We start from the raw sequence: 19,109 nt of genomic DNA on the forward strand, positions 1-19,109 counted from the left end.
TCACACGACTTGCGAGGAGGCAGACCATGCCCACGTTCTTCGATTCGACTGCCGATGCCGCTGAGGCGTCCGAAGCCTTGCGCGGACTCACTCACGCGAGCCGGGGGTTCGATCAGCCAGCCGAGATGTATGGGGTTATCGGTGACCTGTCCTCGGGGATGCGGTCGCTGCGGCAGGCGCTCGACCAGATCGCTGATGTTCACGAGCGCAAGGCCGCGCACGCCTTCAACGACGCCGGCAGCCACGAGGCAGGAGTGCGGGACGCGCTCGCCACTGCGGAGGAGTTGCGTCAGGCCGCGAGTCTCGTCGACCGGGCGTATGACCGGCTCGCGGAGGGGTTCATCGCTGCGGGGCGGATCGCTTGGCATCCCGAGCCCGCCGTCGAGGAGGCCGCGCCGTCGCGGTGGGTCAGCGTGGTGTTCCTCCAGGGCGAAGAGGCCGACCGGCCATTGCGCATCCTCGGCGAGCTGGGCCATGTCGATGCGGTGGACTTCCTCGCGCAGTGGGACTACGGCGACGAGACCACGCAGGCCGCGCTGGAGAACGGATACGTCTACGACGAGCCCGGCGAGGGAACAAACGACCGGGTGGCGCTCTCGGGCGACTACGCGCTGGTCGTCAACCCGCACGTCGGCTACCTCTCGTTGCTGCGCCGCTACACCGAACCGGAGGCAGAGACCCAGGCCGCCGAACAGATCGAGCCCGAGCCGGTGCAGGGTGGGCCGGAACTGCTGGTGTCGTACTCGTCGCCGGGCGCCCCAGAGCGGGCCGACCTGCCCGCGCCGAAGCGAGACGGGTCGTGGTTCGAGCCGGCCAAGATCACGGCGGTCAAGCAGGCGCGGGGGCTGGTGCGGTGACCGAGGATCGCGCGCGGCTGCACACTGCCGTTCTGGTGGCACCGTCGAAGGAGCGGCGCAAGCTCCGCAAGCAGCGCCGCAAGGCCGAGGCGAGGCTCCACGCCGAGCAGCACAGGACCGCGATCGCCGCCGCGAAGGCGAAGGCTGAGCAGGAGCGCGCCGAGCGCCGCGCGACGATCTACCTGCCGAAGGCGGGCGAGTCCGGTGCTGCGCGGCTGCGCACCCCAGGTCGGTTTCATCTGACGCGGCATCAGGACACGTCGGCGACACTGGCGGGCGCGTACCCGTTCGTCGCCGAGGGCGGTCTCGGCGCCGACGGCGTGTTCGTCGGCCAAGACCTCTACTCGGGCGGGAGCTTCGTCTACGACCCGTGGGTGCTCTACGCACGCGGCATCATCACCGCACCCAACGTGGTGCTGGCCGGGATCGTCGGCTCCGGCAAGTCATCGCTGGCCAAGTCCCTCTACACGCGGTCGCTACCGTTCGGGCGGCGCGTGTACGTTCCCGGCGATCCAAAGGGCGAACACACCGCCGTCGCCAACGCCGTCGGCGGACGCGCCATCGTCCTCGGCCACGGACTCAACACTCGCCTGAATCCACTCGACGAAGGCCACCGGCCCAGCGGACTCTCGGATGAGCAGTGGGCCTCGACCGTCGCTGCGCGACGCCGTGACCTGATCGGCGCCCTCGCGGAGACCGTGCTCGCGCGCGGCTTGTCGCCGTTGGAGCACACCGCGATCGACATCGCCCTGACTCAGACGGTGCGGGAGAACGACGTGCCGATCCTGCCGATGGTCGTTGATCGCATCCTCGCCCCGAGTGCGGATGCCGACGGCAGGTTGGCCGAGGACGGCAGGCTTGTCGGCCATGCGCTGCGCCGCCTCGTGGCCGGTGACCTGGCCGGGCTGTTCGATGGGCCTTCGACGGTCGCGTTCGATCCGTCGTTGCCGATGATCTCGCTCGATCTCTCGCGGGTCACCGAGAACTCGACGCTCATTTCGGTGTTGATGACGTGCTCGTCGGCGTGGATGGAGTCTGCGCTGCTCGACCCGAACGGTGGGCAGCGGTGGGTGATCTACGACGAGGCCTGGCGGCTCATGTCCCACCCGGCTCTGTTGCGGCGGATGGATGCGCACTGGCGACTCGCCAGGCACTACGGGATCGCGAACATGCTGATCTTCCACAAGCTCACCGACCTCGACAACGTGGGCGACCAGGGCTCCGCCATGCGCTCGCTGGCCAACTCACTGCTTGCGAACGCCGAGACGCGGATCGTGTACCGGCAGGAGTCCGACCAACTCGGACCGACCGCTACCGCTCTCGGCCTGACCGGCACCGAGCAGCAGCTCTTGCCAAACCTCGGCGTCGGACAAGGCCTATGGCGGATCAAGGCCAGAAGCTTCGTCTGCCAACACCAACTCCACCCCGACGAACTCGCACTATTCGACACCAGCAGCCGTGCAGCCGGAGGCCACCGATGAACCTCAATGGCCCACGCCGATCCACCACGACCGACGACGAGAACACGGCTCCCGTCGAGCTGCCGCATGTCCTCGTGACCGTCGCCGAAGACGGCACCCTCGCCGCGATGGTCGATGGGACACCGTTCGCGTCGCCGGACGGGAGCGCTTGGACGCGGGCGACGTTCGGGCCGCTCATGGATGCCATCACCAAGGACCGCGCCATCGCAGTCCGGGTCGAGGTCCGCGAGAACGACGGCAGCGTCTTCACCGACATCCTCCGCACCCGCAAGCCCCGACGCGCAGCGGCACCGACCGAGAACCCGGTGCCGGAGACTCGTCGGAGTCGCCACGCCCGACGGATGCCGCGCTTGGCCGAGGTCACCGCGGGCGGGTTCGTCCCCGGCGAGGATGTCGCCGTCGCGACGATCGTCGCCCACACCGACGCCACCGGAACCGGCGAAACCCGGACGCTCATCGACCTCGACGACCTACCCGACGGCACACACGAGGTGATCCTGTTCGGACGTATCTCGGGCACGCTCGCGGTGCGGCGGCTGACATGAACCAGCGGCAAGCCGCGGGCATGGGCGACGAACTCACCAACGCCGCCCTCATCGGCCTGATCGGCATGTTCGGCATCGCTCTCGCCCTCCGCGCAGCCGGCAGCGTCGCCGCGTTCCTCACCGGCACAGCCCAGCCCGACGCCGGCGCAGCGGCGGGGCTCGCCGTACTGTTCAACCCCGGCGATCCAGCGACCGCGCTCGGTGCCGACGGGCTCAATCCAGTCGTCTACTGGCTTGTCAGCACGGCACTGCTCGGCGGACTCGCTGCCGGGATCGTCTGGGTGTGGATCGTGCTGCGCCGCCACACGCGGAAGACAGAGACCGACCCGCACCGGCTCGCGGGGATCGCGACCAGCCACGAGGTCAAGACCGCCGCATCCGCGAAAGCACTGCTTCACCGCGCGGCCACGCTGCGGCCCTCCTTGGAGTCGCCAGCACTGCAGGATGTCGGCTACCTGCTCGGTGCCAGTCGTGGAACGAAGGTCTGGGCATCGGTCGAAGACTCGATCCTGCTGATCGGCCCGCCCCGCTCAGGCAAGGGCCTGCATGTCGTCATCAACGCGATCCTCGACGCACCCGGAGCGGTCGTCACCACCAGCACCAGGCCCGATAACCTCACCGCGACCCTCCGCGACCGACGCCGCAAGGGCGGGCCGGTCGCCGTGTTCGACCCCCAACACCTCGCCGAGGGCATCCCCGCCGGGCTGCGCTGGTCGCCCATTCGCGGGTGCGACGACCCGCTGACCGCGATGATCCGCGCCAACGGCCTCGCCGCCGCCACAGGCCTCAGTGCTGGCGGGGTCGAGTCCGGCGGGTTCTGGGAGGGCAAGACCCGCACAGCACTCCAGAGCCTGCTGCACGCTGCCGCGCTCGACGGCCGCCAGCCGGCCGAGCTGTTCAGGTGGACTCTTGATCCCAGCGCGGCGTCGGAGGCCGTCGCGATCCTCAACTCGCACCCGAACGCCGCGATGGGCTGGGACGACTCGCTAGCCGCGATGATCGACGCCGACCCCAAGACCCGCGACAGCATCTGGCAAGGCGTCTCCCTCGCGCTCGCAGCCCTCGCCGACCCGCGCGTGCTCGATGCTGTCACGCCAGGACCGCACGAACACTTCGACCCCGAGACCTTCCTCACCGAACAAGGCACCCTTTACCTGCTCGCCACCGGTGCCGGAGCGGGAGCCTCCGCGTCGCTGGTCGCGGCGTTCGTCGAAGACCTCATCGAAACCGCCCGCCGACTCGCGGCACGCTCACCGGGAGCCCGGCTCGACCCGCCGCTGTTGCTCGCGCTCGACGAGATCGGAAACCTCGCGCCGCTGCCGTCACTGCCGACGCTCATGGCCGAAGGTGGCGGCACCGGGATCACGACCATGCCGGTCTTGCAGTCCCTCGCCCAGGCTCGCGACAGGTGGAGTGAGCATCAGGCCGGCGCGATCTGGGACGCCAGCATCGTCAAGATCATCCTCGGCGGCGCATCCAACAGCCGTGACCTCCAAGACCTCTCCACGCTCATCGGAGAGCGCGACGAGTACACCGACAGCGTGACCCTCGGCGACCACGGCACCCGCTCGAATCAGCGCTCGATCCGCCGCGTCCCGATCCTGCCGCCAGACCGCATCCGAACACTGCCGTTCGGCACCGGCATCACGATGCTGCGCTCTGCACCGCCCATCGTCACCGACCTACGCGCCTGGCCGACCCGCCCCGACGCAGCGCAGCTCCGCACTGACCGCGACGAACTCGAAGCGCTTCTGCGCCACCGCCCCGCCTCCTGACGACGCTTGGAAGCTCCAGTGCACCTGCCTGACAGAGCGACCCACACGCAGCTGGTCGCCCGAATCAGGAGGAGGCCATCATGGCCATTCACACCCAGGAATCGCTGTCAGGCTTCATCGCTTCGGAGCCGTTGCTCACCGAGACGGCAAAGGGAGACGCCAGGTTCTTCGCCCGTATCGGCAAGGAGCACTTCCGCCGCGAGGACGACGGCTCGTTCACGCAGACCGAGACGACCTACCACCACCTGGTGATGTTCGGGCGTTCCGCTGAGCACGCGCACGCGAACTTCGCCCAGGGCGACAACTTCGTCGCCGAGGGCTACACGCGACCGGTCAACTACGAGCGCAACGGTCAGGCAATCGAGGGCGAAGAGTTCGTCGCCAAGAAGATCGGCCACGACGCCGCGCGAACCCGCTACCAGGTGGATCGCACGCCGCGCAATGGAGTCGGGCGGGACGCAGCAACGTACGAGCCGACGCAGCGAGCAGCGACCGCGGCGCACGCCCCGGTCAGCATGTGAGCTCGGGAGCTACAGCACCATGAACGATCAGCATGAGATGGATGAGCCGGACGTCTTCGACGGCCCGCCCCGCGTCACCAACTCGGACATGCCCGAACCGCCGCACCCCGTGAACTGGAACCTGCTGACGGCACACGAGCTGGAGCAGGAATGGCTCGCGCTGAACCGATGGGTTGACTGGCTGCGCCGCACCTACGGCCTCACCGTCGCGGTAGTGCCACCGTTCTGGCACCACCACCCGGAGATGGTCTGGGAGCTATCGGCACTGCACCTGCACTGGCTCGCGGCCTACGACCCCGATCAGAACGCATCCGCGCCGCTCGGCTGGCACCGCGACTTCGCCGACGCGCGCGAACGCCTTCGCTACTGGGTCACCGCCTGCGGCACCCGTGGCGACCGCGACCGACCGACCCGGCAAGCTGCATGGCCCGGTGAAGACTCAGCGCCCACCATCCAGGACTTCACCTTCACCGACCGCGACACCGAGTTCGTCGAGTTCGTCATCGCCCAAGTCCGCAAGCGCCAGGAGGCCGAAGACGAGTTCTACGCCAACCTGGCCGACGATGAAGCTCCGTAGAGCGATGAGCCGCTATGCCAAGAAGACCGACCGTCGCCCGTACGAGGAGCGGTCGTTTTCCGTCCGGGCCGTCCACCGCGAGCGCGCCGACCTGCACAAGCTCGCCGAGGTTCTCATCCGGCTGACGTTGCAGGAGACCGGCGAGAGCCGCGCGGCCCGTGAAGCCGTGCGGGTGCCCGACACCTACCAGGCGGCTCCCGATGGCCTGGCCGCCTCTGAAGCCGCCCGGTAGAATGAAACCTGCAAGCCTCGCGATGCGGGGTGTTGTGGCCTAAACCCCGCCGTTCGGCGGGCAACACGCACCGAGACCATCGGGTCTCGCCCTACAGCCTTCACCGGCTGCTCTCACGATCAACACCCCTCCCACCAACAGTGGGAGCGCGAGGGTCGAACCGCGTGAGAGTGAGCCCCCGATGACCACCATTGCCGACGATCCGGCAGCCAGCCTCATCGACCCGCCCAAGACTGCGGCTGCCGCCGTGTCCTACCTGCGAGTCTCGACCCGCGAGCAGGCAGAGAAGGGCGGCACCGACGAAGGCTTCTCGATCCCGGCCCAGCGCGAAGCGACCAGGCGCAAGGCCGAACAGCTCGGCGCCGGCATCGTCGAGGAGTTCGTGGACGCGGGAGCCTCAGCCAAGTCGTCCGACCGGCCCGAGCTGATGCGGATGATCCAGTACGTCAAGGCCAATAAGGTCGCGTACTGCATCGTTCACAAGGTCGACCGGCTCGCCCGCAACCGCGCCGACGATGTGAGCATCCACCTCGCACTCCAACAGTGCGGGGTGATGCTCGTGTCCGCGTCGGAGAACATCGACGAGACTCCTTCGGGGATGCTGCTGCACGGAATCATGTCCACCATCGCCGAGTTCTACTCCCGCAACCTCGCCACCGAGGTCGCCAAGGGCATGACGCAGAAGGCCATCGGTGGCGGCACGAACGGGCGCGCACCCATCGGGTATCTGAACGTCCGCAAGCGCGACGAGCTCGGGCGCGAAGTCCGCACCATCGAGCTCGATCCTGAGCGCGCACCGATGATCGAATGGGCGTTCAAGGCCTACGCCTCGGGCAACTGGAGCGTCAGCCAACTCCACGACGAACTCACCTCGCGGGGGCTGCGCAGTCTGCCCACGCCGAAGAGGCCGGCGAAGCCGCTGGCCGTGTCCACCATCCACCGCCTCCTGACCAACCCGTACTACAAGGGCGATGTCGTCTACCGAGGCACCCGCTACAAGGGCAACCACCCGGCGCTCGTGCCCGCCGAGGTCTGGTACCAGGTCCAGTCCGTGCTCACCGCGCACCAGTGCGCCGTCGAGGCAACCCAAGTCCACGGCCACTACCTCAAAGGCACCATCCACTGCGGCCAGTGCGGCTCCCGACTCATCGTCTCCAACGCGAAGAACCGCCACGGCAACGTCTACTGCTACTTCGTGTGCTCCGGCCGGCACTCCAAGCGCACCGACTGCACACGCCAGGCGATGCTCATCGAAGACGTCGAGAAACTCGTCGAGGACTACTACACCCGCGTCCAGATCACGCCCGCCCAGCAGGACGCGCTCGCGGGGATGCTCCACCACGAGTTCGACCGGCTCATGGCCGCCGAAACCGAGGAACTGGAACGCCTCACCACCAACCGCGACCGGCTCGAAAGCGAGCAGGACCGCCTCATGCAGGCGCACTACGCCGACGCGATTCCGCTCTCAGTGCTCAAGCGCGAACAGGACCGCATCGTCGCCGAACTCGACCAAGTGACCCGCCGCATCGACGCCCACTACGGCGACTACGCCGACGCCCGCTCCCACCTCGACGACGCGCTCGGTCTGCTCGCCAACTGCGCCGACATCTACACCCGGTGCGACGACACCAACCGGCGGCTGTGCAATCAGGCGTTCTTCACCAAGGTCTTCATCGACGAAGACAACGAGCTGCGCGTCGAGCACAACCGACCCTTCGAGATGCTCCTCGATCCACAGGTCAACGCCAACGCGCTGACCTGGGCCGCAGACGCACACAAGGCCCGAACCTCAACCAACGTTTCCGTTGGCAAGGGTTCGAGCCTTGTGCGTGCGGTGGACCTGAGGGGACTCGAACCCCTGACCCCCTGCATGCCATGCAGGTGCGCTACCAGCTGCGCCACAGGCCCAGAATCGCTTCGAATCTCTCGAAGCAACCCGTTCAGATTACTACATTCTCCAGCACCGGCGAAATCGACCGATCAGCCGACGACGGCCGGCTGCACCTGCTCGATCGGCACCACCGGGCAGTCCTTCCAGAGCCGCTCGAGACCGTAGAACTCGCGCTCCTGCTCGTGGAAGATGTGCACCACGAGGTCGCCGAAGTCGAGCAGAACCCAGCGCGCCTCGCGGCGTCCCTCGCGCCGCAACCGCTTGTAGCCGGCCTCGAGAAGCTTGTCTTCGATCTCATCGGCGATGGCGGCCACGTTGCGCTCGCTGCGTCCGGAGACGACGAGGAAGATGTCCACCAGGGGAAGCGGCTCCGACACGTCGAGGGCGACGAGTTCCTCGCCGCCCTTGGCCTGCGCCGCCACGGCGGCGACCTTCAACATGTCAAGTCCCTGCGCGGTCGCGGTCACGAAATCACTCCAGATGCCAGTGCATAGACGAGCACGCCCACCAGGGCGAGGGCGAGCACACCAGCTGTGATCGCCAGCGACAGCATGAGCTTGCCGCCCTTCTCGGGTGCGGGAGCCTGAATGACATCCTCGCTCGATTTGATCGTGCTCACCGCGGCGCTGGCCGCGATCGGGGTCGGCGACGAGTGCGCCGGCAGTTCGCCGTCGACAAGAATCGCGTCGACCTCTTTGCCATCGGCAGTGCCCGCGGCATGCCCGGTCGAGCCGAGGCCCTCGGGAAGGGCGAAGGTGCCCGTCACGAGCACCTCGCCGGTACCGGCGATTGGTGCCACCAGCGGGGCCGAGGTCTGCGACATGATGAGTGCGTGCGGTGCCGACACCGAACCGGTGCTCGAGGTATCGCGCGTGAGCAGCTGCTCGAACGAGGTCGCCGGCTCGGGTGTCTTCGTGTCACCGGCGAGCACGCGCGCACCGAACGCGGGGTTGAGCACGGGGCGCTCCGGCGCCGCCGAGACCGATTCTGGTGCGGATGCCGCATCCTCATCGTCATCGCGTACGCCGAGCAGCTGCTCGAATGACGCCTCTTCCTCGGCCTCAGCCGGCGCGTCCGGCACGACGTCGACGTGGCTCTCGGCCACGGCGGGACTCTCGGCCGTGGCCGGTGTCTCGGGCACCGCCCGACTCTCGGCCACAGCCTCGACCACGGGCTGCGGGGCGGCATCCGGTTCTTCGTCCACCGGCGGAGCCCACGGCGAACGCTCGGCCAGACCGGTCGCGGTGGCCGCCGAGGTCGGCATCACGGCCCCCGCGATGTCGGGAGTGATCACCGGCACCGACGCGGTGCGAATGCGCTCCTGCTGCCGTGCCTGGCGACGGGTCAGCGGCGTGGCGCCGAGGTCGACGTTCTGGTCGGGCACCGGCGCGGTGTGCACGGGTGCCGGCTCTGCCGCACGCGGCAGCGGTGTCGCCGGTCGTTCGGCAGCGGGCGCGGGGGTGGCGGCAGGGGCTTCGGGTGCGGGCGCGGCGTCCGCGACAGCGGCGGCCTCCGGTGTCTCGGGAGTGCTCACGGCCGAGGTGTCGGGCGTGATCACGGGGGTCACGCCGGTGTTCCGCAACTCACGCAGCTGCCGGCGGGTGAGCGGCGGAGTCGACGGCTGATCGGGTGTGCTCATGCCTTGCTCCGGTAAAGATGATGCTTTGCGATGTACTGAACGACCCCGTCCGGGACGAGATACCACACAGGGTGTCCCTCACGGACGCGCTGCCGACAGTCGGTCGACGAGATCGCCAGGGCGGGGATCTCCAATTGACTCACGTCGTCGCTCGGGAGGCCGTCGGTGTTCAGGACATGACCTGGTCTCGAGACCGCGACGAAGTGCGCGAGATTCCACAGTTCATCATGGTCCCTCCAACTGAGAATTTGCGCTACGGCATCTGCTCCCGTGATGAAGAAGAACTCGGCGTCGGGCCGCTCGGCGCGCAACTCGCGCAGCGTGTCGATCGTGTAGGTGGGTCCGGAACGTTCGATGTCGATGCGGCTCGTGGTGAACTGCGGGTTGGATGCCGTGGCGATGACCGTCATCAGATAGCGATGCTCGCTCGGCGACACGTCGCTCTTCTGCCAGGGCTGACCGGTGGGCACGAACACGACCTCATCGAGGTCGAAAGACTCGGCCACCTCGGATGCCGCGACGAGGTGTCCGTGGTGGATCGGGTCGAAGGTTCCGCCCATCACCCCGATGCGCTGGGGTCGCGTGGCCGTCATACGGTGGGCCTAGTGGCCGTGCCCCGCCTGCGGCGCGTCGTCCGCGTGCTCCTTCGCGTAGGCCGCAGCCTTGTGCGCGTGGCGGTTCGAGACGTTGCGGTATGACAGCGTCACGAAACCGAGGAAGGCGAACACGACGAGGGCGATGATCGGGTACCACACCGTCTCGAGCATGACGTTGCCGGAATGCTCGGCCTCCTCGGCGGCGAAGGCGATCAGCGAGGCGAAGGTCATCGGGTCTCCGTTCACGTTCTTCAGGCGCGACCAGCGCCATCTCTCAGTCTAAGCGCTATGCCCTTACCTGTCCTGCACCGCGCGCGAGCCACTTCGTACTGGTCAGCTCGGCAAGGCCCATCGGCCCCCGCGCATGCAGCTTCTGCGTCGAGATGCCCACCTCGGCGCCGAAGCCGAACTCGCCGCCGTCGGTGAAGCGCGTCGAGGCGTTGGCCATGACCACGGCCGAGTCGACCTCGGCCAGAAATCGCTCGGCGTTCGCATCGTCGGCGGTGATGATCGACTCGGTGTGATGGGTCGAGTACGTGCGGATGTGCGCGAGAGCGGCATCCAGATCGTCGACGACGTGCATCGACAGGTCGAGGCTGAGGTGCTCGATCGACCAGTCCTCGTCGGTCGCCGGCACGATGTCTGCGGCCAGAGATGCGACCTCGGCATCGCCGTGCACGGTGACGCCGGCCTCTTGCAGCGCGGCCACGACCGGTCCGACCAGGCGCGGCGCGGCATCCCGATGCACCAGCACCGTTTCGACGGCGTTGCACACGCTCGGTCGCTGCACCTTCGCGTTCACGATGATGTCGCGTGCCCAGTCCAACGGCGCACTGGCGTCGAGAACAATGTGCACGACGCCGGCGCCGGTCTCGATGACCGGCACGGATGACTCGGTCACAACGGTCTCGATGAGCTGCGCGCTCCCCCGCGGCACCAGCACGTCGACCAAGCCGCGCGCGTGCATCAGCTCGCGCGCCCCGTCACGACCGAAGTCGTCGACGGTCTGCACCGCCTGCGGGTCGATGCCGGCGGCGGCCAGCGCCTCGCGGATCACGGCGACGAGCACGGCATTGGTCCGCAGCGCGGCCGAGCCCCCGCGCAGCACGACGGAGTTGCCCGAGCGCAGCGCGAGAGCGGTGGTGTCGACTGTGACGTTGGGCCGTGCCTCATAGATCGCGCCGACGACGCCGAAGGGCACCGAGACCTTCTGCAGGCGCACGCCGCTGGGCAGCGTGCGCTCATCGAGCACGCGCCCGACCGGATCGGGCAGGGCAGCGATCTCGCGCACCGCGGCAGCCAGCGCCGATACCCGCACGTCATCGAGTCGCAGTCGGTCTTGCAGCCCCTCTGAGAGCCCGTTGTCGCGGCCGTGTGCGAGATCGTCGCCATTTGCGGCGATGATGCGGTCCGCCGCGACCTCGATGGCATCGGCCACCGCCAGCAGCGCGTCACGCTTGGCGCTGTCGGAGAGAAGTCCCACCGTGCGTGCCGCGTCCTTGGCCAACTGCATGCGGTCGCGGGCGGTGTCGACGGTGGTGCTCACCGCGTCAGTCTATCCAGTGGCACTCGGCCCGGCCCCGGCGGCGACCGATTGTGACGCGAGGGCCAACGCCCCGGTCAGCGTCGAATCCGGGGGTGCCGGGTTGGGTGAGAACCAGGTGCCGATGCGCTGCCCCTCCAGTGCGGGAGCGACAAGATCGGCGCGGGTGACCAGCGTGCCGATTCCGGATGCCGCGGCCAGCCGTGCCGCCGAGACCTTGGTGGCTGCTCCCCCGGTGCCGACGCTGTTGACCACGACCGAGCCGAATTCGAAGCCGGCCAGATCCTGCCCGAACGCGACATGGTCGATGGGCTGGGCGCCCGGCTGTTCGGGCGGCGCCGTGTAGAGGGCCTCGATGTCGCTGAGCAGCACGAGGGCGTCGGCCCGGATGAGTCGTGCCACCAGCGCGGCGAGCCGATCATTGTCGCCGAAGCGGATCTCGTGCGTGGCCACGGTGTCGTTCTCGTTGACGATGGGCATGATGCGCAGACCGAGAAGCCGTTCCATCGCGCGTTTCGCATTGGAGCGGTGGGTGCGGTTCTCCAGGTCGCCGGCGGTCAGCAGCACCTGGCCGGCGACGATGCCGAACTCGCGCAGGGCCGCCTGATAGCGATAGATCAGCACGTTCTGTCCAACGGCCGCGGCCGCCTGCTGCGTGGCCAGATCGGAGGGGCGCGAGTCGAGCTGCAGATAGGGCATACCCGTCGCGATGGCACCCGATGAGACGAGCACGACCTCGCTGCCGCGCGCGTGGGCGGCGGCGAGGGCGTTCACCAAGGCAGGGATGTTGGCCGCGGCCTCACCGCTCACCGACGACGAGCCGACCTTGACCACGACCCGGCGGGCAGCGGGCAGATCGGCGCGCAGTGCCGCGGTCACTGCTCGTCCTCCTCCGCGTCCTGGCGACGGGCGAGACGCTCGGCCTCGAGTTCCGCACGGGCTGCAGCCTTGGCATCCATGCGCTCGTGGTAACGCTCACGCCGCTCGGTGGTCGTGCGGCGCGGATTCAGGTCGAAGCGCGGGTCGGAGCCGCGCGGAGCGACCATCACCTCAGCCGCCGACGTCAGCGCGGGCTGCCAGTCGAAGATGACGCCGTCGCCGAGCCCGATGACGACCGTGGCACCCGGAATCGCACCGGCCTTGTACAGCTCGTTGTCCACGCCCAGCTTGTCCAGACGGTCGGCCAAGAAGCCGACGGCCTCGTCGTTCGTGAAATCGGTCTGCGCGACCCAGCGTTCGGGCTTGGCGCCCAGGATGCGGTACACCGGGCCGTAGGTGCCACCCTCGACACGCACCTCGAAGTCGCGCTCGGAGCCGCGGGGGCGAATCACGACGCGCGGCGGCGCCGGTTGGGCGGCAAGGTCCGCGCGGTGCCGGGCGATGATGTCGCCGAGCGCGAAAGTGAGCTGGCGCAGCCCATCGTGACTGACCGTGGAGATCTCGAAGACGCGGTATCCCTGCGCCTCCAGCTCGGGACGGACCAGCTCGGCCAGATCCCGCGCCTCGGGCACGTCGACCTTGTTCAGCGCGACAAGCTGCGGGCGCTCCAGCAGCGGCGTCTGCCCCTCGGGCACCGGATATGCGGCGAGCTCGCCGCGGATGACCTCAAGGTCGGTGAGCGGGTCTCGCCCGGGCTCCAGCGTCGCGCAGTCGAGCACATGCACGAGAGCGGTGCAGCGCTCCACATGGCGCAAGAACTCCAGGCCCAGGCCCTTGCCCTCGCTCGCGCCCTCGATCAACCCGGGAACGTCGGCGATGGTGAAGCGCACATCACCGGCGTCGACCACGCCCAGGTTGGGGTGCAGGGTCGTGAACGGGTATTCGGCGATCTTCGGCCGCGCCGCAGACACCGCGGCGATGAGGCTGGACTTGCCCGCCGAGGGGAAGCCCACCAGCGCCACGTCGGCGACCGTCTTCAGCTCGAGGACGACGTCGCCCTCCCAGCCCGGCGTGCCCAGCAGCGCGAACCCGGGGGCCTTGCGCTTGGTGCTGGCCAGGGCAGCGTTTCCGAGCCCGCCGCGCCCTCCGGGAGCGGCGATGAATCTCATGCCGGGCTCGATCATGTCGGTGAGCACGGTGCCGTCGACGTCTTTGACCACGGTGCCCACCGGAACCGGCAGCTCGACCGACTCGCCCAGCGCGCCCGAGCGGTTGTCACCCATGCCGAAGCCGCCGTTGCCTCCGGCCCGGTGCGGCGAGTGATGGTACGACAGCAGGGTCGTCTCCTGCGGGTCGGCAACCAGCACGATGTCGCCACCGTTGCCGCCGTTGCCGCCGTCGGGGCCGGCGAGCGGCTTGAATTTCTCGCGACGGACCGAGACGCATCCGTTGCCGCCCTTGCCCGCGCTCAGGTGCAGCGTCACTCGGTCGACGAAGGTGACCATGGTGCTCCCGGATGTTGTGTGGAAATCGGATGTCGCAGGCAAATGCGGCGAGGGGCGGGCCGAAGCCCGCCCCTCGTAAAACTATCGCGTGCGAACGCGGATCACTCCGCGCCTGCGACGATGTTGACGACCTTGCGGCCGCCCTTGGTGCCGAACTGCACAGCACCGGCCGACAGCGCGAACAGCGTGTCGTCGCCGCCACGGCCGACGTTCACGCCGGGGTGGAAGTGGGTGCCGCGCTGGCGGATGATGATCTCGCCGGCGTTGACGGTCTGACCGCCGAAGCGCTTCACGCCCAGTCGCTGGGCGTTGGAGTCGCGACCGTTACGGGTGGAGCTTGCGCCCTTCTTATGTGCCATCTCTGCGTCTCTCCCTGGCCTACTTGATGCCGGTGACCTTGACGCGCGTGAGGTCCTGACGGTGCCCCTGGCGCTTCTTGTAGCCGGTCTTGTTCTTGAACTTCTGGATCACGATCTTCGGGCCGCGCTCTTCGCCGAGCACCTCGGCGGTCACCGCGACCTTCGCGAGCTTGGCCGCATCGCTGGTGACGGCCTCGCCATCGACCAGGAGCACCGCGGGCAGCTCGATCGTGTCGCCGACCTTCGCCTGCTGACGGTCGAGAACGACGATCGTGCCGACCTCGACCTTCTCCTGCCGGCCACCGGCGCGCACAACTGCGTAAACCACTTCACACCTGTTTCGTCTGGGAGCGCACGGCTCCGATTGTCTTTGCGAGACTCGTCCACGCGGGCGCGGCTCTCGGGAAAGATGATGTCTTGGTGCCAGGACGGCTCACGTTGGAGACGCGGCCGGTCGACGTCTGCCTCGCGACGTGACGCACCAGGGATCTACTTTACCGGATGCCGGGGCAAGGGGCAAAGCGAGCGCGCGCGCCTAGGATCGGGAGCGTGGCGATCCTGATCGATGATGCGCGCTGGCCTGCCCACGGCATGCTGTGGGCGCACCTGGTCAGCGACAGTTCGCTCGACGAACTGCACGCCTTCGCACAGGCTCACGGCATCCCCCGCCGCGCCTTCGATCGCGACCACTATGACGTGCCGGAGCGCAGCCACGCCGAGCTCGTGGCGGGCGGCGCCGAGCACGTCAGCGGTCACGAACTCGTGCGACGTCTTATCGCGTCAGGCCTGCGTGTGCGGGCGCGCGACCGCAGGCCTCCCGCTCGCGGAGCGCGGCCTCCCGCTCCCTGAGCGAGCGCAGCGCGTCGAAACGCCCCACCTCAGTCCTCGCTCGCCACCTCGGGCGTCGTCGAGATCGGCGTGCCGGTCAGCGCGGCCGTGGTCACGCGCCGGCGCGAACGCCCCTGACCGGGTGCCTTGGGCTCGGGCAGCGCATTGAGCACAGAGTCCAGCAGCAGGTCACGCTCGGTCTTCGGCTCGTGCGACGACTTCGCTTCCTTCTCCTTGCGCTTCTTGCGCTTCTTCGGCCGTTCCGGCTCGGTCACCGCCGGAGCCGGCTCCGCGGCTTCGGCCACGACCTGCTCCTCGCCGTCCGCCGGGTGCAAAGTGGACGCCGCGATCTTCGCGAGCGCCGACTTGGCCCCCTCGGTGATCACGTGGGTGCCACCGGCCGGGGTCGTGGTGGGCACCGGCGCGGGCCGCGAGCGGCGGGAGTTGTTGCTGCCGGCGCTGCTGGAACCGCGGTGCTTGACGACCGGGTCGTGGTGCACGATGATTCCGCGGCCGGCGCAGACCTCGCACGGCTCGCTGAAGGTCTCGACAAGGCCGAGGCCGATCTTCTTCCGCGTCATCTGCACGAGGCCCAGCGAGGTGACCTCAGCCACCTGATGCTTCGTGCGGTCACGGCTCAAGCACTCCACAAGCCGCCGGAGCACGAGGTCGCGGTTGGACTCGAGCACCATGTCGATGAAGTCGACCACGATGATGCCGCCGATGTCACGTAGACGCAGCTGACGGACGATCTCTTCGGCGGCCTCAAGGTTGTTCTTCGTGACGGTCTCTTCGAGGTTGCCGCCCGTGCCGACGAACTTTCCGGTGTTCACGTCGATCACCGTCATCGCCTCGGTGCGGTCGATGACCAGCGAGCCGCCCGAGGGCAGCCAGACCTTGCGGTCGAGCGCCTTCTCGATCTGTTCGGTGATGCGGAATTCGTCGAACGGATCGCCATCGCCCTCGAAGCGCTCGACACGTTCGAGCAGATCGGGGGCGACCGCCTGCAGGTAGTTCTCGATGGTGTGCTGAGCGTCTTCGCCCTGGATGAGCATCTTCGAGAAGTCTTCGTTGAAGACGTCGCGAACGATCTTGACGAGAAGATCGGGCTCGGAGTGCAACAGGGCCGGTGCCTGCTGGGTCTCGACGAGGCGGTTGATGTGCTCCCACTGCGCGGTGAGCCGCTGCACGTCACGCGTGAGCTGGTCTTCGGTGGCGCCTTCGGCAGCGGTGCGCACGATGACACCGGATGACTCGGGCAGCACCTCTTTGAGGATGCGCTTGAGCCTGGCACGCTCGGTGTCGGGGAGCTTGCGCGAGATGCCGTTCATGGCTCCCCCGGGCACGTACACGAGGTAACGGCCGGGCAGCGAGATCTGGCTGGTCAGGCGCGCGCCCTTGTGACCGACGGGGTCCTTCGTGACCTGCACGAGCACCCGGTCGCCGGTCTTGAGCGCCAGCTCGATGCGGCGCGGCTGGTTGCCGGTCTCAACGCCGTCCCAGTCCACCTCGCCCGAATACAGCACGGCGTTGCGGCCGCGCCCGATGTCGACGAAGGCCGCCTCCATGCTGGGCAGCACGTTCTGCACACGACCGAGGTACACGTTGCCGATGAGCGAGGCGTCTTGGCTGCGGGCGACGTAGTGCTCGGCAAGGATCTTGTCTTCGAGCACTCCGATCTGGATGCGTCCGTTCTTCGAGCGCACGATCATCTCGCGGTCGACGGACTCGCGGCGGGCGAGGAACTCGGCCTCGGTGACCACCGGGCGACGCCGCCCTGCCTCACGACCATCGCGACGGCGCTGCTTCTTCGCCTCGAGCCGGGTCGATCCCTTGATGCGCTGCGGCTCGGTGATGACCTCGACCACGCGCTCGCGCGGCTGCTGCTGCTGCTCGTCGTCGCGCCCCTCGCCGCGGCGACGGTTGCGCCGGCGCGGCGACCCGCCTTCCTGCGGCGCGGGAGCATCGGGCAGCGGCGGCAACGGCGCGATCTCGGGAGCATAGAAGTGCAGGTCGGTCGATACCGCCGACACGAACTCTTCGGGCAGCAGCCCCAGGCTCACCGCGGTAGGCGTTTCGGGCTCGGCGGGAGCCTCCGGCTCTGCGGCAGCCTCCGGCTCGGCAGCAACCTCGGGCTCGGCGGCAACCTCAGGCGCGGCGGCAACCTCAGGCGCGGCGGCAGCCTCGGGCTCGGCCACAGCCTCGGGCTCGACAGGAACCTCCGGCTCAGCGATGTTTTCTGGCTCGGCAACGGGTTCCGGCGCCACCGACCCGGGCTCAGAAATCGACGGCGGCTCAGCGGCCTCGGCCGGCTCCACCGACGACTCCGCCTCGGCGGGTGCACCTTCTTCAGCCTGCTCCTGCTCCACCGGAACAACGGATGCCGCGGCCGGTGCCTCAGCGATCGTCGGCGCGCCCCAGGCCTGCGCGGCCTCGGCGGCGGGCAGCTCGGGAATCAGCGGCGGCTGGGTCGCGGCATCCCATTTCGGCTGATCTTCAAGGTTCTGGTTGTTCTCATCGACCGTCACCGGCGTACTCCCTGCGGGTGACACCGCGCGTCACCCGGCGAAATCTCGTGCGGCGCCGCTCCGCCCTTCTGGCGGGACGGGGGCCGCGAACTCACTCGGTCTGCAGCCGGCCAGTGGCGCTGGCTGCGAAGGGCGTTCGTCGCCCGAAGTCTTCGGTGATGCGTCTCGCGGCGCGGCCGCGAATGCATCCGACCTCCATTATCGCACTACCGGCGCGCAATACGCGAAGCGAGCACCTGTGCGTCGCCATAATCACGGCCGGTCCCCTCCGAACCCAGAGGTGGGGATGCCATAATTCCAGCCATGTCACAGCCCCAGTCGCACACCCGACCGACCGGCCTGGCCATCTGGCTCATCATCGCGGGGGTGATCGGCTGGTGGGCGGCGTTCCAGCTCACCGTCGAGAAGTTCCACGCGTTCGAGAACCCTGGTACCAAGGCCAGCTGCGACTTCAGCGTGCTCGTGCAATGCACCGAGAACCTCGACTCGTGGCAGGGCAGTGTGTTCGGCTTCTCCAACCCGATCATCGGGCTCACAGCGTGGGCTGCGCCCATCATCGTCGGTGTGGCCATTCTCGCGCACGCCCGCTTCGCGAAGTGGTTCTGGTGGCTGTTCTGGCTGGGGATCGTCGGCGCGTTCGCCTTCGTCTGCTGGCTGATCTTCCAGAGCATCTTCGTTCTGCACACGCTGTGCCCGTGGTGCATGGTCACATGGTCGGTGACGATCCCGTCGTTCTTCGCCGTCACCGTGCATCTGCTCAGAGCGGGTGTCTGGCCGCTGCCGGCCCGGGGGCGCCAGATCGCCGACAAGCTCATGGCGTACGTGCCGCTGATGACGATCGTCGGCTACGCCGTGGTGATCCTGCTCGCACAGGTGCGCCTGAACGCGATCCCGAACGTGTGGCACACGATCCAGATCGCGCTCGGCTGGGTCTGATCAGGCGAACCAGATAGCAAGTTCCCGGGCGGCCGACTCGGGGCTGTCCGAGCCGTGCACGAGGTTCTGCTGCACGGGCAGGCCCCAGTCGCGGCCGTAGTCACCGCGGATCGTGCCCGGCGCTGCCGTGGTCGGGTCGGTGGTGCCTGCCAGCGAGCGGAATCCCTCGATGACGCGCTCCCCCGCCACCCGAATGGCCACCGCGGGCCCCGACATCATGAAGTCGACGAGCGGCTCATAGAAGGGCTTGCCCTGGTGCTCGGCGTAGTGGTGCTCAAGCCGCTCGCGGTCGGGCTCGACCAGGCGCAGGTCGACCAGCGAGTATCCCTTCGCCTCGATGCGCGCCAGAATCGCGCCGGTCAGGCCCCGGGCGACGCCGTCGGGCTTGACCAGAACGAGTGTCTCTTCGGTGGCCAT

At 68.4% G+C, this 19,109-nt stretch carries 21 protein-coding genes, 1 tRNA gene and 1 pseudogene; 10 read left to right on the top strand and 13 right to left on the bottom strand.

Going from position 1 to position 19,109, the window contains the following annotated elements:
* The first annotated feature begins 26 nt into the window (after positions 1–26).
* The 8 genes and pseudogenes from ET475_RS16550 to ET475_RS16585 all read left to right on the top strand — a co-directional run.
* Entirely contained in the window at positions 27–857 is an 831-nt protein-coding gene (locus ET475_RS16550; protein ID WP_129392815.1) for a hypothetical protein, read from the top strand.
* Positions 854–2,338 (top strand): ATP-binding protein, encoded by a 1,485-nt coding sequence (locus ET475_RS16555; RefSeq protein ID WP_129392818.1) that lies wholly within the window; start codon positions 854–856, stop codon positions 2,336–2,338. The genes ET475_RS16550 and ET475_RS16555 overlap by 4 nt, the downstream gene beginning before the upstream one ends.
* The gene (locus ET475_RS16560) at positions 2,335–2,883 is read left to right on the top strand and encodes a hypothetical protein (protein WP_129392821.1); all 549 of its coding nucleotides are present in this window, start codon (positions 2,335–2,337) and stop codon (positions 2,881–2,883) included. The genes ET475_RS16555 and ET475_RS16560 overlap by 4 nt, the downstream gene beginning before the upstream one ends.
* Entirely contained in the window at positions 2,880–4,658 is a 1,779-nt protein-coding gene (locus ET475_RS16565) for a type IV secretory system conjugative DNA transfer family protein (protein ID WP_129392824.1), read from the top strand. Before ET475_RS16560 ends, ET475_RS16565 begins: the two co-directional genes overlap by 4 nt.
* 80 nt (positions 4,659–4,738) lie before the next feature.
* Positions 4,739–5,179 carry a single-stranded DNA-binding protein gene (locus ET475_RS16570; protein ID WP_129392827.1) on the top strand — a complete coding sequence of 147 codons (441 nt, stop codon included), beginning with the start codon at positions 4,739–4,741 and terminating at the stop codon, positions 5,177–5,179.
* A 37-nt stretch (positions 5,180–5,216) separates the two neighbouring features.
* Positions 5,217–5,756 carry a hypothetical protein gene (locus tag ET475_RS16575; RefSeq protein ID WP_084634547.1) on the top strand — a complete coding sequence of 180 codons (540 nt, stop codon included), beginning with the start codon at positions 5,217–5,219 and terminating at the stop codon, positions 5,754–5,756.
* Complete coding sequence (locus tag ET475_RS16580) at positions 5,743–5,988, top strand: hypothetical protein (protein WP_242497681.1); 246 nt, start codon at positions 5,743–5,745, stop codon at positions 5,986–5,988. Before ET475_RS16575 ends, ET475_RS16580 begins: the two co-directional genes overlap by 14 nt.
* A 181-nt stretch (positions 5,989–6,169) precedes the next feature.
* A pseudogene (locus ET475_RS16585) lies at positions 6,170–7,210 on the top strand (recombinase family protein); the annotation flags it as partial.
* Between the two features lie 243 nt (positions 7,211–7,453).
* On the opposite strand, the gene ET475_RS18210 reads toward ET475_RS16585, so the two are convergent.
* The 11 genes from ET475_RS18210 to rplU form a co-directional block, all read right to left on the bottom strand.
* Positions 7,454–7,693, bottom strand: a complete 240-nt coding sequence (locus ET475_RS18210) for a hypothetical protein (protein WP_232514701.1) — start codon at positions 7,691–7,693, stop codon at positions 7,454–7,456.
* A 130-nt stretch (positions 7,694–7,823) separates the two neighbouring features.
* Positions 7,824–7,896: transfer RNA gene (locus ET475_RS16590), tRNA-Ala, on the bottom strand.
* A 72-nt stretch (positions 7,897–7,968) separates the two neighbouring features.
* On the bottom strand, positions 7,969–8,346 hold the full coding sequence (gene rsfS / locus ET475_RS16595) for a ribosome silencing factor (protein ID WP_207205375.1): 378 nt from the start codon (positions 8,344–8,346) through the stop codon (positions 7,969–7,971).
* A complete protein-coding gene (locus ET475_RS16600) occupies positions 8,343–9,518 on the bottom strand; it encodes a hypothetical protein (protein ID WP_129392830.1) in 1,176 nt (391 codons plus the stop codon). Before ET475_RS16600 ends, rsfS begins: the two co-directional genes overlap by 4 nt.
* Entirely contained in the window at positions 9,515–10,111 is a 597-nt protein-coding gene (gene nadD / locus ET475_RS16605) for a nicotinate-nucleotide adenylyltransferase (protein ID WP_129392835.1), read from the bottom strand. Before nadD ends, ET475_RS16600 begins: the two co-directional genes overlap by 4 nt.
* Positions 10,112–10,120: 9 nt before the next feature.
* On the bottom strand, positions 10,121–10,345 hold the full coding sequence (locus tag ET475_RS16610; protein ID WP_129392838.1) for a hypothetical protein: 225 nt from the start codon (positions 10,343–10,345) through the stop codon (positions 10,121–10,123).
* Between the two features lie 55 nt (positions 10,346–10,400).
* Positions 10,401–11,660 (bottom strand): glutamate-5-semialdehyde dehydrogenase, encoded by a 1,260-nt coding sequence (locus ET475_RS16615; RefSeq protein ID WP_129392841.1) that lies wholly within the window; start codon positions 11,658–11,660, stop codon positions 10,401–10,403.
* A gap of 9 nt (positions 11,661–11,669) precedes the next feature.
* Positions 11,670–12,536: a glutamate 5-kinase gene (gene proB, locus ET475_RS16620; RefSeq protein ID WP_129392844.1), complete on the bottom strand. Its 867-nt coding sequence runs from the start codon at positions 12,534–12,536 to the stop codon at positions 11,670–11,672.
* Positions 12,533–14,041: a GTPase ObgE gene (gene obgE / locus ET475_RS16625; protein ID WP_129392847.1), complete on the bottom strand. Its 1,509-nt coding sequence runs from the start codon at positions 14,039–14,041 to the stop codon at positions 12,533–12,535. Before obgE ends, proB begins: the two co-directional genes overlap by 4 nt.
* A 101-nt stretch (positions 14,042–14,142) precedes the next feature.
* A complete protein-coding gene (rpmA, locus tag ET475_RS16630) occupies positions 14,143–14,400 on the bottom strand; it encodes a 50S ribosomal protein L27 (protein ID WP_129392850.1) in 258 nt (85 codons plus the stop codon).
* 19 nt (positions 14,401–14,419) lie between these two features.
* Positions 14,420–14,728 carry a 50S ribosomal protein L21 gene (gene rplU, locus ET475_RS16635; protein ID WP_129392853.1) on the bottom strand — a complete coding sequence of 103 codons (309 nt, stop codon included), beginning with the start codon at positions 14,726–14,728 and terminating at the stop codon, positions 14,420–14,422.
* Positions 14,729–14,949: 221 nt separating this feature from the next.
* Here rplU and ET475_RS16640 point away from each other — a divergent pair, with 221 nt between their 5' ends.
* Positions 14,950–15,249: a DUF4031 domain-containing protein gene (locus ET475_RS16640; protein ID WP_129392856.1), complete on the top strand. Its 300-nt coding sequence runs from the start codon at positions 14,950–14,952 to the stop codon at positions 15,247–15,249.
* A 29-nt stretch (positions 15,250–15,278) separates the two neighbouring features.
* On the opposite strand, the gene ET475_RS16645 is transcribed toward ET475_RS16640, so the two are convergent.
* A complete protein-coding gene (locus ET475_RS16645; RefSeq protein ID WP_422879949.1) occupies positions 15,279–17,597 on the bottom strand; it encodes an Rne/Rng family ribonuclease in 2,319 nt (772 codons plus the stop codon).
* 462 nt (positions 17,598–18,059) lie between these two features.
* Between ET475_RS16645 and ET475_RS16650 the strand changes: the two genes are divergently transcribed.
* Positions 18,060–18,692: a vitamin K epoxide reductase family protein gene (locus ET475_RS16650; RefSeq protein ID WP_129392860.1), complete on the top strand. Its 633-nt coding sequence runs from the start codon at positions 18,060–18,062 to the stop codon at positions 18,690–18,692.
* Here ET475_RS16650 and ndk read toward each other — a convergent pair whose 3' ends face one another.
* Entirely contained in the window at positions 18,693–19,109 is a 417-nt protein-coding gene (gene ndk / locus ET475_RS16655; protein ID WP_129392863.1) for a nucleoside-diphosphate kinase, read from the bottom strand. It lies immediately after the preceding gene.

This window comes from Microbacterium protaetiae, assembly GCF_004135285.1.
GTDB classification, from domain to species: domain Bacteria; phylum Actinomycetota; class Actinomycetes; order Actinomycetales; family Microbacteriaceae; genus Microbacterium; species Microbacterium protaetiae.

Excerpts from the sequence above, each read along its gene's own strand:
- ET475_RS16550 (WP_129392815.1), top strand. The coding sequence starts at position 27 with ATGCCCACGTTCTTCGATTCGACTGCCGATGCCGCTGAGGCGTCCGAA.
- ET475_RS16560 (WP_129392821.1), top strand. The coding sequence starts at position 2,335 with ATGAACCTCAATGGCCCACGCCGATCCACCACGACCGACGACGAGAAC.
- ET475_RS16565 (WP_129392824.1), top strand. The coding sequence starts at position 2,880 with ATGAACCAGCGGCAAGCCGCGGGCATGGGCGACGAACTCACCAACGCC.
- ET475_RS16570 (WP_129392827.1), top strand. The coding sequence starts at position 4,739 with ATGGCCATTCACACCCAGGAATCGCTGTCAGGCTTCATCGCTTCGGAG.
- ET475_RS16575 (WP_084634547.1), top strand. The coding sequence starts at position 5,217 with ATGGATGAGCCGGACGTCTTCGACGGCCCGCCCCGCGTCACCAACTCG.
- ET475_RS16580 (WP_242497681.1), top strand. The coding sequence starts at position 5,743 with ATGAAGCTCCGTAGAGCGATGAGCCGCTATGCCAAGAAGACCGACCGT.
- ET475_RS16600 (WP_129392830.1), bottom strand. The coding sequence starts at position 9,518 with ATGAGCACACCCGATCAGCCGTCGACTCCGCCGCTCACCCGCCGGCAG.
- nadD (WP_129392835.1), bottom strand. The coding sequence starts at position 10,111 with ATGACGGCCACGCGACCCCAGCGCATCGGGGTGATGGGCGGAACCTTC.
- ET475_RS16610 (WP_129392838.1), bottom strand. The coding sequence starts at position 10,345 with ATGACCTTCGCCTCGCTGATCGCCTTCGCCGCCGAGGAGGCCGAGCAT.
- obgE (WP_129392847.1), bottom strand. The coding sequence starts at position 14,041 with ATGGTCACCTTCGTCGACCGAGTGACGCTGCACCTGAGCGCGGGCAAG.
- rpmA (WP_129392850.1), bottom strand. The coding sequence starts at position 14,400 with ATGGCACATAAGAAGGGCGCAAGCTCCACCCGTAACGGTCGCGACTCC.
- ET475_RS16650 (WP_129392860.1), top strand. The coding sequence starts at position 18,060 with ATGTCACAGCCCCAGTCGCACACCCGACCGACCGGCCTGGCCATCTGG.
- ndk (WP_129392863.1), bottom strand. The coding sequence starts at position 19,109 with ATGGCCACCGAAGAGACACTCGTTCTGGTCAAGCCCGACGGCGTCGCC.